Annotated in this window: 13 protein-coding genes and 1 pseudogene; 10 read left to right on the forward strand and 4 right to left on the reverse strand. The window is 69.4% G+C overall.

Annotated features, from left to right (window positions below; all coding sequences use genetic code 11):
- The first annotated feature begins 124 nt into the window (after nucleotides 1–124).
- The 10 genes and pseudogenes from QQS16_RS00795 to QQS16_RS00840 all read left to right on the forward strand — a co-directional run bounded on the left by QQS16_RS00795 (nucleotide 125) and on the right by QQS16_RS00840 (nucleotide 8,292).
- The gene (locus QQS16_RS00795) at nucleotides 125–1,123 is read left to right on the forward strand and encodes a fumarylacetoacetate hydrolase family protein (protein ID WP_286059545.1); all 999 of its coding nucleotides are present in this window, start codon (nucleotides 125–127) and stop codon (nucleotides 1,121–1,123) included.
- Nucleotides 1,120–2,097 carry a cyclase family protein gene (locus QQS16_RS00800; RefSeq protein WP_286059547.1) on the forward strand — a complete coding sequence of 326 codons (978 nt, stop codon included), beginning with the start codon at nucleotides 1,120–1,122 and terminating at the stop codon, nucleotides 2,095–2,097. The genes QQS16_RS00795 and QQS16_RS00800 overlap by 4 nt, the downstream gene beginning before the upstream one ends.
- A 104-nt stretch (nucleotides 2,098–2,201) precedes the next feature.
- A complete protein-coding gene (locus QQS16_RS00805; RefSeq protein WP_286059549.1) occupies nucleotides 2,202–3,350 on the forward strand; it encodes an FAD-dependent oxidoreductase in 1,149 nt (382 codons plus the stop codon).
- Nucleotides 3,347–4,381 carry an amidohydrolase family protein gene (locus tag QQS16_RS00810; protein WP_286059562.1) on the forward strand — a complete coding sequence of 345 codons (1,035 nt, stop codon included), beginning with the start codon at nucleotides 3,347–3,349 and terminating at the stop codon, nucleotides 4,379–4,381. The genes QQS16_RS00805 and QQS16_RS00810 overlap by 4 nt, the downstream gene beginning before the upstream one ends.
- Nucleotides 4,382–4,392: 11 nt before the next feature.
- Nucleotides 4,393–5,343, forward strand: a complete 951-nt coding sequence (locus tag QQS16_RS00815; RefSeq protein WP_286059564.1) for a VOC family protein — start codon at nucleotides 4,393–4,395, stop codon at nucleotides 5,341–5,343.
- A gap of 84 nt (nucleotides 5,344–5,427) precedes the next feature.
- Complete coding sequence (locus QQS16_RS00820) at nucleotides 5,428–6,384, forward strand: fumarylacetoacetate hydrolase family protein (RefSeq protein WP_286059566.1); 957 nt, start codon at nucleotides 5,428–5,430, stop codon at nucleotides 6,382–6,384.
- A gap of 11 nt (nucleotides 6,385–6,395) precedes the next feature.
- On the forward strand, nucleotides 6,396–7,133 hold the full coding sequence (locus QQS16_RS00825) for an SDR family NAD(P)-dependent oxidoreductase (protein WP_286059568.1): 738 nt from the start codon (nucleotides 6,396–6,398) through the stop codon (nucleotides 7,131–7,133).
- A gap of 46 nt (nucleotides 7,134–7,179) precedes the next feature.
- A complete protein-coding gene (locus QQS16_RS00830) occupies nucleotides 7,180–7,356 on the forward strand; it encodes a CoA-transferase (RefSeq protein WP_502963741.1) in 177 nt (58 codons plus the stop codon).
- A 34-nt stretch (nucleotides 7,357–7,390) separates the two neighbouring features.
- A pseudogene (locus tag QQS16_RS00835) lies at nucleotides 7,391–7,734 on the forward strand (IS6 family transposase); the annotation flags it as partial.
- Nucleotides 7,735–7,923: 189 nt separating this feature from the next.
- Complete coding sequence (locus tag QQS16_RS00840) at nucleotides 7,924–8,292, forward strand: LysR substrate-binding domain-containing protein (protein ID WP_353479645.1); 369 nt, start codon at nucleotides 7,924–7,926, stop codon at nucleotides 8,290–8,292.
- Nucleotides 8,293–8,649: 357 nt separating this feature from the next.
- Here QQS16_RS00840 and QQS16_RS00845 read toward each other — a convergent pair whose 3' ends face one another.
- The 4 genes from QQS16_RS00845 to QQS16_RS00860 form a co-directional block, all read right to left on the reverse strand.
- Entirely contained in the window at nucleotides 8,650–10,182 is a 1,533-nt protein-coding gene (locus tag QQS16_RS00845; RefSeq protein ID WP_286059569.1) for a glycoside hydrolase family 32 protein, read from the reverse strand.
- A gap of 78 nt (nucleotides 10,183–10,260) precedes the next feature.
- The gene (locus tag QQS16_RS00850) at nucleotides 10,261–11,172 is read right to left on the reverse strand and encodes a carbohydrate ABC transporter permease (protein ID WP_286059570.1); all 912 of its coding nucleotides are present in this window, start codon (nucleotides 11,170–11,172) and stop codon (nucleotides 10,261–10,263) included.
- 1 nt (nucleotide 11,173) lies between these two features.
- Complete coding sequence (locus tag QQS16_RS00855) at nucleotides 11,174–12,013, reverse strand: carbohydrate ABC transporter permease (RefSeq protein WP_286059572.1); 840 nt, start codon at nucleotides 12,011–12,013, stop codon at nucleotides 11,174–11,176.
- 195 nt (nucleotides 12,014–12,208) lie between these two features.
- Nucleotides 12,209–13,489 (reverse strand): ABC transporter substrate-binding protein, encoded by a 1,281-nt coding sequence (locus tag QQS16_RS00860; protein ID WP_286059574.1) that lies wholly within the window; start codon nucleotides 13,487–13,489, stop codon nucleotides 12,209–12,211.
- Nucleotides 13,490–13,520: the final 31 nt, after the last annotated feature.

The following is a 13,520-nucleotide window of genomic DNA, read 5'->3' on the forward strand; positions in this document are numbered from 1 at the left end:
CCTGTACGGAGTAGGAGACAGTCCAGACTATTCGCTGCCTGGATGCCTGGTATCCAGAGAATCAATTTCCCTGATCGCAGAGTACGGGCCAGATTAGTGGCACCGCAATCGGGAGGACATCTCCGTGAAATCCGCAGCCACGTCGGCGCCCCACTTCACCGGCCCCTTGGCCATCGGCACTCTTTCCGTTCCGGGCGGGGTCGCGTTCCCCGGCCTCGTGCTGCCGGACGGCCGCGTGCTCGACCTGCGTACGGCACTGGACGAACCCGCCCTGACCACCCTCGCTCTCCTGGAGCACTGGGACGAGGAACTGCCTCGCCTGCGCGGCCTCGCGGACGAGCCGGCCGGTGACTGGCTGCAGCTGGACGACCTGTCCGTGCACGCGCCTGTCGTGCCCCGGCAGATCTTCCAGTCCGGCGCCAACTACCGGCAGCACGTGATCGACCTGGAGGTCGCGCACCGCTCCCCGGACGACCCGCGCACCGCCGACGAGGCCCGCGCCGACATCGCGGCGATCATGGACAAGCGGGCCACCGAGGATCTCCCGTACGTCTTCATCGGCCTGCCGACCACGATCACCGGCCCCTACGACGACGTCGTACTGCCCGCCTGGGCCAAGAAGCCCGACTGGGAGCTGGAGCTGACCGCGGTGATCTCCCGCCCCACCTACCGGGTCACGGTGGAAGAGGCCCTTGACCACGTCGCGGGCTACACCATCGCCAATGACCTCACCGACCGGGCCACCGTCTTCCGCCGGGACATGCCCGCCATCGGCACCGACTGGCTGCGCTGCAAGAGCGCTCCCGGCTTCACCCCGCTGGGCCCCTGGATCGTCCCGGCCGGGTCCGTGGCCGACCCGTCCGAGCTGCAGGTCACCCTGAAACTCAACGGAGACACCATGCAGGACGAGTCCGCCAAGGACATGATCTTCGGCGTGGCGCGTCTGGTCTCGTACATCTCCCAGACCTCCCAACTCCTTCCCGGTGACCTGGTGTTGACCGGCAGCCCGGCCGGGAACGGCCTGCACTGGGGTCGGCTGCTGCGCGACGGCGACGTGATGGACGGATCCGTCACGGGGCTCGGTGCCCAGCGCACCCGCTGCGTCGCTGAGGAGGCGCCGTGATCGACCGCACCACCGTGCCTGATCCCAAAGACCCCGAGGGCGCGATCGCCGAGGCCGCCAAGACGTACTCGAACTGGGGCCGTTGGGGCGAGGACGACGTCCTCGGCACACTCAACTTCCTGGACGCCGAAAAGCGCCGCGAGGGCGCGGCCCTCGTCCGCGACGGGGTCAGCTTCTCGCTCTCCCAGCGTTTCGACATGAACGGCCCGCAGAAGGGCTGGCGGCGACGTACGAATCCGGTGCACACCATGCTCGACACCGGCACCGACGCCGCCCTGGGCAACCAGGGTTTCCCGCACGGCATCGGCGGCGCCGACGACGTGATAGCGATGCCGCTGCAGTGCTCCACCCAGTGGGACGGCCTCGGTCACATCTTCGACCATGGCAAGGCATGGAACGGGCGGGCCGCCGAGAAGGTCGTCACCTCCCAGGGCGACCTCGTCACGGGCATCGAGCACATGGCGCCGTACGTGGCCGGGAAGGGCGTCCTCCTCGATGTGGGTCTGGTCGTCGGCGAGAACGGCGAACTGCCCGACGGCTTCGCCATCACCGAGGAGCACCTGACCGCCAGCGCTGAGGCGCATGGCGTCACCGTCGGCCGCGGCGACCTCGTCCTCGTCCGCACCGGACAGCTGACCCGCGCCAGGCGTGACGGCTGGGGCGAGTACGCGGGCGGTCCCTCGCCCGGGCTGAGTTTCACCACCGCCGGCTGGCTGCACGGCAGCGAGATCGCCGGGATCGCCACCGACACCTGGGGTTTCGAGGTCCGGCCCAACGAGTTCGACCACGCCTTCCAGCCGCTGCACCAGGTCGCCATCCCCAACATCGGCCTGCTCATCGGCGAGATGTGGGACCTCGACGCGCTGGCCGAGCACTGTGCGGCCGACGGACGGTACGAGTTCTGGCTCACCGCCGCTCCGCTGCCCATCACCGGAGCCGTCGGTTCCCCCGTGAACCCGATCGCCGTCAAGTAACGCCCCGGACCGACGGAGTGGGCCGCCCCAACAGCCGCACCCGTCCGGCTCGCACCACCACCCCTGCCGCTCGAAGTCGCGCGGCCCCACCGCAGGGAGATCCCATGACCGACCCCCGCCCCCGCACCGTCCTCGTCATCGGCGGCGGCGCCTCCGGCAACGCCGTGACCGTGCTGTTGCGGCGAGCGGGCATCACCGTGGACCTGATCGAGGCCAGGCCCGACTGGAACGTCCTCGGCTCCGGGATCACCCTCCAGGGCAACGCGCTGCGCGTACTGCGCGAGCTGGGCGTGTGGGACAAGGTCCGAGAGAGCGGCTACACCTTCGACTCCGTGGGCCTGGCCACGCCCGACGGCCATGTGTTCCACGTCCAGCAGGACATCCGTACCGGCGGCGACGACCTGCCCGCGACCATCGGTATGCGGCGGCCCCGGCTCCAGGAGATCCTTTGCGAGGCGGTCCGGGCGAGCGGTGCGACGGTCCGCCTCGGCACCACCGCCGACGAGCTGGTCCAGGACGGGGCCGGTGTCACCGCCCGCTTCAGCGACGGCATCGAGGGCCGCTACGACCTCGTCATCGCCGCCGACGGTCTCACCTCCCTGACCCGCGCGATGATCGGCATCAGTGAGAAACCCGAGCCGACCGGCATGGCCATCTGGCGCGTCGCCGCACCCCGCCCGGCGGGCGTGGAGCGCACCGACCTGGCCTACGGCGGGCCCTGCTACATCGCGGGCTACTGCCCCACCAGCGAGAACACCATCTACGCCTATCTCGTCGAGGCCAACCGCGACCGCGCCTCCATCGACCCGGCCTCGTACGCGGACGAGATGCGACGCCTCGCAGCTCCGTACGGCGGCGCCTGGCCCGAGATCGCCGCCAGCATCACCGACCCTGCGCAGGTCAACTACACCTGGTTCGACCGGCTGCTCGTCGAGGGTTCCTGGCACCGCGGCCGGGTCGTGCTGGTCGGCGACGCCGCCCATGCCTGCCCGCCCACCCTCGCGCAGGGCGCGGCCATGTCTCTGGAGGATGCCTCCGTACTGGCCGAGCTGCTGAGCGCGCAGGAGTCGTGGGATTCCCTCGACACCCTCGACGACCTGCTGACCCACTACCACGAGCGCCGCATCGACCGTGTCCGCACGGTCGTCGAGGCCTCGGTGCTGCTCGGCCAGTGGCAGCTGGACGGCGTCCGTGACGCCGACGTGCCCGGCCTGATCGGCCGCACGATGTCCGTCCTGAAGGAGACCCCGTGACGACCCCGGCCACCGCGGACGCCCTGGGCACCCCGGTAACCCCCACCATCGACGTCCACGCGCACGTCCTGCTTCCACAGGTCGAGAAAGCCGTCGCCGTACACCCCGGGCTGGCCGCCGCCCGCAGCCTCGACGCCCGCCGCAACGGCCCCGAGGCGCTCGCCGTCAGCGGCCCGATGGTCCGCGACCGCATCCCTCGACTGACCGACGTCAAGGCCCGGCTCACCGCGATGGACGCCGCCGGCGTCGACGTCCAACTGGTCTCGCCGTCCCCCTCGCACTACCACTACTGGGCCGACGAGGGCCTGGCCCGCACGGTGTGGGAGCTGGCCAACTCCGGCACCGCCGCGCACGTCGCGGGGGCCCCCGAACGGCTCCTCGGCCTCGGTCTGGTGCCGCTGCAGCATCCGGCGCTGGCCGTGGAGGCGCTGGACCACGCCCTCGCGCAGGGGCTGCTGGGTGTGGAGATCTCCTCGCACGCGCCCGGTCTGGAGCTGTCAGACCCGGCGTACGCGCCCTTCTGGACGCGCGCCGAGGAGGCCGGCGCCGTGCTCTTCCTGCACCCCTTCGGCTGCACGCTCGACGAGCGCCTGGACCGCTGGTACCTGTCCAACACGGTCGGGCAGCCCACCGAGAACGCCGTCGCGCTCTCCCACCTCATCTTCTCCGGCGTGCTGGACCGCCACCCCGGCCTGAAGGTGATCGCCGCGCACGGCGGCGGCTACCTGCCCACCCACATCGGCCGCTCCGACCACGCCTGGCGGACCAGACCGGACACGCGGGGCTGCGCATCCGAGCCGAGCAGTTACCTCAAGCGGCTGTACTTCGACTCGCTCGTCCACGACCCGCACGTCCTGCGCGAGCTGATCCGGGTGGCCGGCCCCGACCGGGTCCTGCTCGGCTCGGACTTCCCCTTCGACATGGGCACCGAGGACCCGGTCGGCGCGCTGCGCGCCGCCACCGACCTGCCCGACCCCCACTTCCACGCCGTACGCGGCGGCAACGCGGCAGCGCTGCTACGCCTCGCCTGAGGAGCCCCGACATGACCGACGATTCGCCCAACCGCCTGCTCACCCACCTGCGGCACGTCGACCTCGCCGTGCCCGACTACGACAAGCAGCTCGACTTCTACGCCGGAGTCTGGGGCCTGACCAAGGTCGCCGAGGACTCGGGCATCTCCTTCCTGGCCGCCGAAGGCAGCCCCGAGCAGTACGTGGTACGGCTCCGCAAGGCCGAGGAGAAGCGGCTCGACCTCGTCTCCTACGGCGCCGCGTCGGCCACCGACGTGGACACGCTCGCCGGGCAACTCCTCGCGGACGGCGTGCGGTTGATCTCGCAGCCGGGCAAGGTCGACACCCCCGGCGGGGGCTACGGCTTCCGCTTCTTCGACGGCGACGGCCGCACCATCGAGGTCTCGGCGGAGGTCGAGGCCCGGCAGCACCGGCGTATCGAGGAGAAGGAGGCCATCCCCGTCCGCCTCTCGCACGTCGTCCTCAACTCCCCCGACCTGGACGCCACCCGCGCCTGGTACGAGCGCCACCTCGGCTTCCGGCTGTCCGACACGCTCAGCTCCCCGCACATGGGCGAGGTCATGCACTTCATGCGGATCAGCAACCAGCACCACTCGATGGCCCTCGCCAAGGGGCCGCACACCTCCCTGCACCACGTCTCGTTCGAGATGCGCGGCCTGGACGAGTACATGCGCGGCTCGGGACGCGTGATGCGCTCCGGTGCCCGCAAGATCTGGGGCCCGGGCCGGCACCTGGCCGGCGACAACACCTTCACGTACTTCCTCGACCCGCACGGCAACACCGTCGAGTACACAACGGAGTTGGAGGAACTCGACGAGGACACCTGGCATCCGCACGTCTACGACTTCTCCCGGCCCGAAGTCACCGACCAGTGGGGCACCGCCAACCCCATGAACGAACTGGTAGCCAAGGAGTCCTTCAACGACGTCGACCGCGGTGTCTTCGTCGCCCCGCCGGTCTGATCCCTCTCGGCTCGGCGCCGGGAGCGCTGAACGGTCCATGCCCTGACTCGCCCCCGTCCCCGGCCCCCGGACTTCAGGAATGCCATGCGCTTCGCCACGTACGAACACCACGGCCGCCACAGCGTCGCCACCGTCGGGGACGACGGCACCCTCCACCCCTTCCCCGGCCGTGCCTCGCTGCTCGACCTGCTCCGGGCGGGCCCCGCGGCGCTGCGCGAGGCGGGCAACGCCACGCCGGGCGGCCCGCATGTCTCGCAGGTGCGACTGCTGCCGCCCTTCCAGCCGCCGTCCGTACGGGACTTCGTCACCTTCGAGGAACACGTCGAGGGCGTACGACGCAGCATCGACAACACGTCCGGGGTCCCCGACGCCTGGTACGACGCGCCGACCTTCTACTTCACCAATCCGTACGCCGTCATCGGCGCGCACGACGACGTGCCCGTGCCGCCCGGCTCCTCGGTCCTGGACTTCGAACTCGAAGTCGCCGCCGTCATCGGCCGCGAGGGCCGCGACCTGACGCCCGAGCGGGCCCGCGACCACATCATCGGCTACACGATCTTCAACGACTGGTCCGCCCGTGACCTTCAATCCGCGGAGATGAAGGTGGGGTTGGGCCCCTGCAAGGGCAAGGACACCGCCGCCACCCTCGGCCCGTACCTGGTCACCGCCGACGAGCTGGAGCCGTACCGGGACACGGACGGTTTCCTGCGACTGGCCCTGACCGCCTCGGTGAACGGCGAGGCGGTCGGCAAGGACCTGCTGTCCAACATGAGCTGGACCTTCGAGGAGATGGTCGCCTACGCCTCGCGCGGCACATACGTCCGTCCCGGCGATGTGCTCGGCTCCGGCACTTGCGGCAACGGCGGCTGCCTGGCCGAGCTGTGGGGCGTACGCGGCCGCCAGGATCCGCCACCGCTGAAGCCCGGCGACACCGTCGCCCTCACCGTCGAGGGCATCGGCACCGTCTCCAACACCGTCGTGCCCGGTGCTGGACCGGTACCGGTCCCCCGAGCCCGCAAGCGCCCGCGGCTGCGCCCGTGAACGGCGGGGCCGTGAACAGGCTGGACGGCAAGGTCGTGATCGTCACCGGAGCCGCGCGCGGGCAGGGCGCAGCCGAGGCCGAGGCGCTGACCCGCGCGGGGGCGGTGGTCGTCGCCACCGATGTGATTCAGGCGCCGGGCTGTCTGCGCCTGGACGTCACCGACGTGAAGGAGTGGGCTGCGCTCGCCGAAGACCTGCGCTGCCGGTACGGAGAGGTCCACGGCCTGGTCAACAACGCCGGCATCACCTGGCGCGCGCGACTCCACGAGGTCACGCCCGAGGACTTCGCCCGCGTCCACACGGTCAACGTCACCGGCCCGCTCCTTGCCATCCAGCACCTGGCACCGTTGATGCCGCCAGGCTCGTCGATCGTCAACGTCGGCTCCTCCGCCGGGCTCACCGGGCACTACCCGGTCGCGTACACGGCCAGCAAGTGGGCGCTGCGCGGCCTGTCGAAGGCCGCCTGTGTCGAGCTGGGCCCGCGGGGCATCCGCGTGAACACCGTCCATCCCGGCTTCATCGAGACCGAGATGACCGCCTCCGCCGCGTCCGCCTTCCGCGAGGCGAACATCCGCGAGACGCCGCTGGCCCGCACCGGCACCGTCGACGAGATCACCCCGCTGGTGGTCTTCCTCCTCTCCGACGACGCCTCCTTCATCACCGGCGCCGAGATCCCCGTCGACGGCGGTTTCACCGCACACGGCGGCGCCAAGTCCATCTCCGACGCCCTGCGGTCGGCTTCCGAGTGACCTCCGACCGGCTACCGACCGACCTCCGACTGAAAGGACCCCCTACGTGAACAAGGTCAGCGCGAGCGCCGCCGCAGCGGTCGCCGACATCCCCAACCGGACCTCGCTGGCAGTCGGCGGCTTCGGCCTGTCCGGCATACCGGCCACCCTCATCGACGCCCTGCACGCCCAGGGCGCCACCGGCCTGAAGGGCGCTGTCACGTCGGCTGGGCGGGTGGGATAATCGCCCAGCTGATCATGGTGGAGGGGAATCGTCCGTGGGGAGCGCGTCGCCGTCATACAAAGGTCACCGGTACCCGGTCGAGGTGATCTCCCACTGCGTGTGGCTGTACTTCCGCTTCCCGCTCAGCTTCCGTGAGGCCGAGGAGCTGACGCTCGAGCGCGGCGTGAGCGTCTCCTACGAGACCATCCGCCGCTGGTGCATGAATTCGGGCAGCGGTACTCCAATTCGCTGCGCCGCCGCCAGCCCCGGCCTGGGGACAAGTGGCATCTGGACGAGGTCTTCATCAAGATCAACGGCGAGCAGAAATACCTCTGGCGGGCGTTCGACCAGGATGGCATGGTGCTGGACATCCTCGTGCAGAACCGCCGGGGCAAGGCCGACCTGGTCACCGACGGCGTCCAGCTGCGCGTCGCCCAGGGCCTGCCCGAACCGCTCATCGAGGAGATGCGCGCCGGCCGTCACGATCTCGTCATCGCCACCCGGCGCCCGCGCGGCCGCCCCCTTGAGTCCGTACCGCTCGCGGACGAGGAATACCTCCTGGTCGCCACCCCTGCCTGGGCTTAGCGCATGGGCGGACATGGGCAGGCCGACGACCTGTGCACCGCTCTTCGCGAGGTCCCGATGGTCACCTACGCCGAAGATCTCCCCATCATCCGCCGCTACTGGCGCACGATCTTCGGCAAACAGCACACCGCCCGCGCCGCCGTCCCCAACCTCTACGCCGTCCTCTCTGCGGTCAACGCGGGCGCCGGCTACAGCGTCCTGCCCCGCTCCCTGTGCCAAGACCACCTCGGCTCCGGCCGCCTCGCCCTACTGCGTGATCCGCAGGAGCCACCCTTGAACACCCTCTTCCTGCTCCAGCGCCCCGGCGCCGAAGCCAACCCCGATGTGCTGCGCGTACGCGAGCGGCTACGGGAAGCGGCCCGCGCCTGGTAGCCACCGACGCGACCGCAGCGCACGGTGACGCGACACGGATGCACGAGGAAGCTTGAACGTTCGAGAAGCCGCCCCCGCGCCGCACATGTTTGTCGCGTGTCAGCCCGGCGCGTCCATCAGGGTGGTGACATGGGCATCCAGCCGCTCCTCCACAACTCGCGTCGCTGTCTTCTCTGTAGCGCGGCCGCCGAACTGGACCCGGTACTGAAGGGCTTCGACCACGGGTTCGACGGCGCAGAGTAGGCCCCTGGGCGGCGGCTCGAGCCGTCAGCTGCGGGTGACGGTGAAGCCGGTGTCGACGGCGCGGGTCCACACGTTCCGGTCGAACCACGTGCTGATGCCTGGTCCAGCACAACGTCAGGGCCGCGAGAAGTCTGCGGCGGGGACGGGCGGTTCTGGACACGGCGCGCCTTGTGCGTGGTGCGCGTGGGGGGCGTCCTGGGTTGCCGTGCCGGTTACGGGCGCCGCGGGGGCGGCGAGAGCCCATGCCTGGACGGTGAAGTCGACGGCCCGGGCCTGCAGCGACCAGGGAGCATCGGAGACCGGGTAGAAGCGCAGGGTCAGGGCCTCTCCGGTGATCAGGAAAACTTCGAGGACAGATCGATCGACCACCATGCGCAGTTCGACCGGTGCCCCGGATCGGGCCGCCGGGCAGGGGATGCGGTAGGTGCCGCCGACGGCCCGGGGGTCGCGGGAGGCGTGCGAGCGGTCGACGACCACTTCGCCGGTGTCGGGGTCGACGGTGATGTCCAGGTGTTCGCTGCTGTCGGCCGAGGTGGCCAGCCGGAGGCCGCCGGGCCGGCCTGACACGGGCGTGAGATGGGCGATGAGGTCGAAGGTGCGGCCGACTTCGCCGAGTGCGGTCGGGGCAGTCTGGGCGCGGCCGGTGGCGTACAGGAGTTGCTCGCCGCGCAGTGCGGCAAGTTCCCGGGCGGGCTGCTGGTGAACGGTGCCGTCGACCGCGAGGGTGATCTCACGGGGAAGGGTGAGCAGTCCCGCCCAACCCGCCTCGCCTACCCAGGTCGATGCGCGGGCTTCCCATGACCAGGCCCACAGCAGCCAGCGCCCGTCGGGGGCGTGCAGCAGTGCGGGGGCGTAGAAGTCCGGGCCGTGGTCGAGCCGGACAGGCTCGGTCTGACGGAAGGTGCCGTTGGGGGTCTCGCGGCCGGGGTAGGCGGCAGTGGCCTGGGGGCCAGCGTCGGGGTCCCAGGTACTGACGATCAGCAGGCCCTGGCGTCCTGCGCCGTCGGGCGTCGGCCAGGAGGCGTACTGGGGGCATTCCCAGCCGGCGCCGGTGTCCGTGCCGCCGGGCAGCGGCTTCGGGGCGTCGGCGGCGAACGGGCCGAGGTGCTGCCAGATTTCCAGGTCCGTCGATTCATACAACTGGGCGGCGCCCCGGCCGTCGGCGAGGGCCGAGCCGACCAGCATCCGCCAGCGGCCGTCCTGCTGCCAGACGTAGGGGTCGCGGTACATCGTGGTGTCAGTGGGTGGCTGCTCGATGAGCAGGTCGGGTCGCTTGGTCCAGGTGTGGCCGCCGTCGTGCGATTCGGCGGTGGTGACCGGTTGCCACCAGCGGTCGTTGCGGTGGGCGGAGTAGAAGGTCAGCAGCCGGCTGTCGACGGAGATGGCGTTGCCGGAGAAGCAGCCGTCGGCGTCGTCGCCGCCGGGGGTGGGGGCGAGGGCGAGCGGGAGCTGTTCCCAGGTGATCAGGTCGGGGCTGCGGAAGTGGCCCCAGTGCATGTTCGCGTGCTGCGGGCCGTGGGGGTTGTACTGGAAGAACACGTGGTAGTGGCCGTCGTGGAAGACCAGCCCGTTGGGGTCGTTGATCCAGTTGCTGGGTGGGCGCAGGTGTACGGCGGGAAGGTGGGGGTCGGCGCGCGGCGTGGACACACGGGGCCTTTCGAAGGGTGCGCGAGGCACAGGGGGTGGGGGAAGAAGTGGGGGGGGAGGGTGCGGGTCCGGCGGAGGTCAGCCCTTGAGGCCGCTGGAGGCGATGCTGCTGACGAAGGCCCGCTGGAAGGCCACGAACAGCGCGAGCACCGGCACGGTGATCATCGACGAGTAGGCCATGATCTGGCCCCAGGATGGGTTGAGCTGGAAAAAGTACTGGATTCCGACCATGACCGGGCGCAAGTCTTCGCTCTGGACGACCATCAGGGGCCAGAGGTAGGAGTTCCAGGCCGGCAGGAAGGTCAGGATGGCCACCGTGGCGATCGCCGGGCCGGACAGCGGCATGACGATGCGCCGGTAGATGCCGAACCAGCTCGCCCCGTCGATCACGGCGGCTTCGTCGAGTTCCTTGGGGATGCTCTGGAAGTACTGGTGGAACAGGAAGATGGAGAAGGCGTTGGCGACGAAGGGCAGGATCTGCACCTGGTAGGTGTCGAGCCAGCCCTCGGCCATGGTGAAGTGGAAGCCGTTCACCTGGAGCCAGGGCAGTTGGTTGACCCACCAGACCAGCGGCAGGGCGAAGGTCTCGAACGGCACAATCAGCGTCGCGATCACGGCAGTGAGGACGATCTTCTTGCCGCGCCACCGCATCCGTGACAGGGCGAAGGCGGCGAGGCTGTTGACGAAGATCCCCAGCACGACGGTCACGGCGGAGATCCCGATGGAGTTGAGCAGGAACCGGGCGGCGGGCACCCGGTCGAAGACTCCGCTGTAGTTGTCCAAGGACAGGTGACCGACCGGCAGGAACGCCTTGACGCCGTCCAGGTCGCCGAAGATCTGCTGGTCGGGCTTGAGTGACGACACGAGCATGAACACGATCGGGAAGGCGAAGAACAGAGCGAGCGCGATGCGCGCCGCCTGCACGGCGAGTGAGCGCAGCAGCGACCTCTGGTGGCCCGGGCGTGCGGGGGTGGGGGATGCGGAGGTCATGTCAGTCCTTCTCCCGGGTGAGGAAACGTTGTACGAGGGAGACGGCCAGCACCAGTACGAAGAAGACGAGGGAGATCGCGGACGCGTATCCGGTCTGCTGCTGCGCGTATCCGGTCTGCACGGCCTGGTAGACGACCGTGGTGGTGGAGTCCAGGGGCCCGCCTTGTGTCATCACACTGACCTGGGCGAACAGGCTGAACGCGGCGATCGTGATGGTGATGAGCACGAATGTGCGGGTGGTGCGCAGGCCGGGCCAGGTCACGTATCTGAAGCGCACCCAGCGGGTGGCGCCGTCGATGTCGGCTGCCTCGTACAGGTCTTGCGGGATGGTCTGGAGGCCGGCCAGCCAGATGATCATGTGGAAGCCGACGCCTTGCCAGACGGACATGAGGATGATGGCGGGCATGGATGTGGACGGGTTGTTCAGCCAGTCCGGTCCGTGCACGAGGCCGAGGGTGAGGTGGGAGATAAGCTCGTTGACCAGCCCGGTCTTCTGGTACATGAACGTCCACAGGATGGACACCACCACCATAGACGTGACGACCGGGATGAAGTAGACGGTGCGGAAGAAGTTGACGCCTTTGACCTTGGCGTTGACGAGTAGGGCGAGCAGCAGCGCCAGGCCGCCCTGCAGCGGGACGACAACCGCGGCAAAGCAGAAGGTGTTGCGCAGCGACTTGTAGAACAGCGGGTCGTCCAGCAGCGTGCGGAAGTTCTGCAGGCCGGTGAACTGGGCCGGGATCGGGGAGACCAGGCGGGCGTTGGTGAACGCCAGCGCGAAGGCCAGTACCACCGGGATGACGAAGAACAGCAACAGCAGGAAGACGGCGGGGCTCACCATGCCGAGTGCGGCGAGGCTTTCCCCGCGCCGTGCACGGCCCTGCGTTGCGCGTCGGCTGGGTGGGGCGTCAGCGGCGCTCGGCCGGGTGAACATTGACGACATTGTGGTAGCCATGAGACATCCAGGCAGGTACGTGCCCCGGCGGAGGTGGAGGCGGAGGGGAGGAACTGCCTCCGCCGGGACGGGCGGAGGCAGTCAGCTGCCGGTGGAGTAGTTGCTGGTCGACAGGTTGTTGTCGATCTGGCTGACGGCCTGGTCCAGGGCGCCTTTCACGTCGGCGCCGGCCAGGATGTCCATGGCTGCTTTGGAGAACACCGTGGAGATGTAGGGGTAGGCCGGGGTGACGGGCCGGACCACCGCGAACTTCTGCGCTTCCTTCAGGAAGACGTTGAACTGGCCGCCCGTCTCGTAGCCCTTGACCTGCTGTGCCGCCGCGCTGGTGGCGGCGATGGTGCCGGTGGCCTTGGCGAAGTCGACGAAGTACTTCGTCTGCCGGGAGAAGTTCAGGTACGCCTGGGCGCCTTCCTTGTTGGAGCAGGTCGAGCTCATGCCCCACTGCCAGGAGGCTCCGCCGATCTTCGGTCCGCTGCCGAAGTCGACCGGCGGGAGGATCGCCAGGTCGGACCCGAACTTGTCGATGTTGGCCTGGGCCGACCAGCTGCCGTCCCACTGGATGGCGGTCTTGCCGTTGCGGAAGTCGTCGGCGGGGCTCTTGCTGGACTTCTGCGGTGCGTAGCCCTTTGTGACCAGCGAGCGGAACCACTTGCCCCACTTGACGGCTTCGTCACCGTTGAGCGCGCCGTCGGCGCTCTTGTAGGCGGAGCGGTCGATGAGGTCGCCTCCGAAGCTCTGCAGCATGGGCGAGTAGGCGTACGGCCACCACTCACCGGGGTCGCCGGTGCCGAGATCGAGCGCGTTCTCGAACTTGCCGCCCGCCTTGATCTTAGCGAGCGCGTCGTCGAACTCGGCCTTGGTCCAGGGCTTGTCCACAGTGGGGACGCGAATGCCGTACTTGTTCAGGACCGACTTGCGCGAGTACAGGGTCAGCGCGACGTCGTAGAAGCCGGACGCGTAGGTCTTGCCTTGGTACGTGCCGACCGTACTGGGCAGTTGGTCCTTCAACGCGACTTGCCCCGTGGACAGATCCAGCGGCGCCAGGTACCCGCCCCAGGCCCAGTTCGGGACATTGGGGCCGTCGACGTCGAGGATGCAGGGCAGCTTCTTGGCGGAGGCCGCAGCCACCACCGAGTCGTTGTAGGACCCCTGGGGGAATGCCTGGATCTTGACCTTGTACTTGCTCTGGCTGGCGTTGAAGTCCTTGACGACCTGCTTGACGACCGCGTACTCAGCAGCGTTGCCGGCGTTGTGCGTCCACAGCGTCAGGGTGTTGCCGTCGGCGCCCGACGAGCCGGTGCTCCCACTGCCGCCGCAGCCAGCTACAAGCGCCGCCGCGGCGAGGGCGGCTATGCTCGACACCGCGAGGCGCCTGGTTCTCGATTCCACTGGG

Origin of the sequence: Streptomyces sp. ALI-76-A, from assembly GCF_030287445.1 — a bacterium.
Classification (GTDB): domain Bacteria; phylum Actinomycetota; class Actinomycetes; order Streptomycetales; family Streptomycetaceae; genus Streptomyces.

Bases quoted from the DNA above. Each gene is read 5' to 3' on its own strand.
- QQS16_RS00805 (WP_286059549.1), top strand. From the start codon at position 2,202: ATGACCGACCCCCGCCCCCGCACCGTCCTCGTCATCGGCGGCGGCGCC.
- QQS16_RS00815 (WP_286059564.1), top strand. From the start codon at position 4,393: ATGACCGACGATTCGCCCAACCGCCTGCTCACCCACCTGCGGCACGTC.
- QQS16_RS00820 (WP_286059566.1), top strand. From the start codon at position 5,428: ATGCGCTTCGCCACGTACGAACACCACGGCCGCCACAGCGTCGCCACC.
- QQS16_RS00840 (WP_353479645.1), top strand. From the start codon at position 7,924: ATGGGCGGACATGGGCAGGCCGACGACCTGTGCACCGCTCTTCGCGAG.
- QQS16_RS00850 (WP_286059570.1), bottom strand. From the start codon at position 11,172: ATGACCTCCGCATCCCCCACCCCCGCACGCCCGGGCCACCAGAGGTCG.
- QQS16_RS00855 (WP_286059572.1), bottom strand. From the start codon at position 12,013: ATGGTGAGCCCCGCCGTCTTCCTGCTGTTGCTGTTCTTCGTCATCCCG.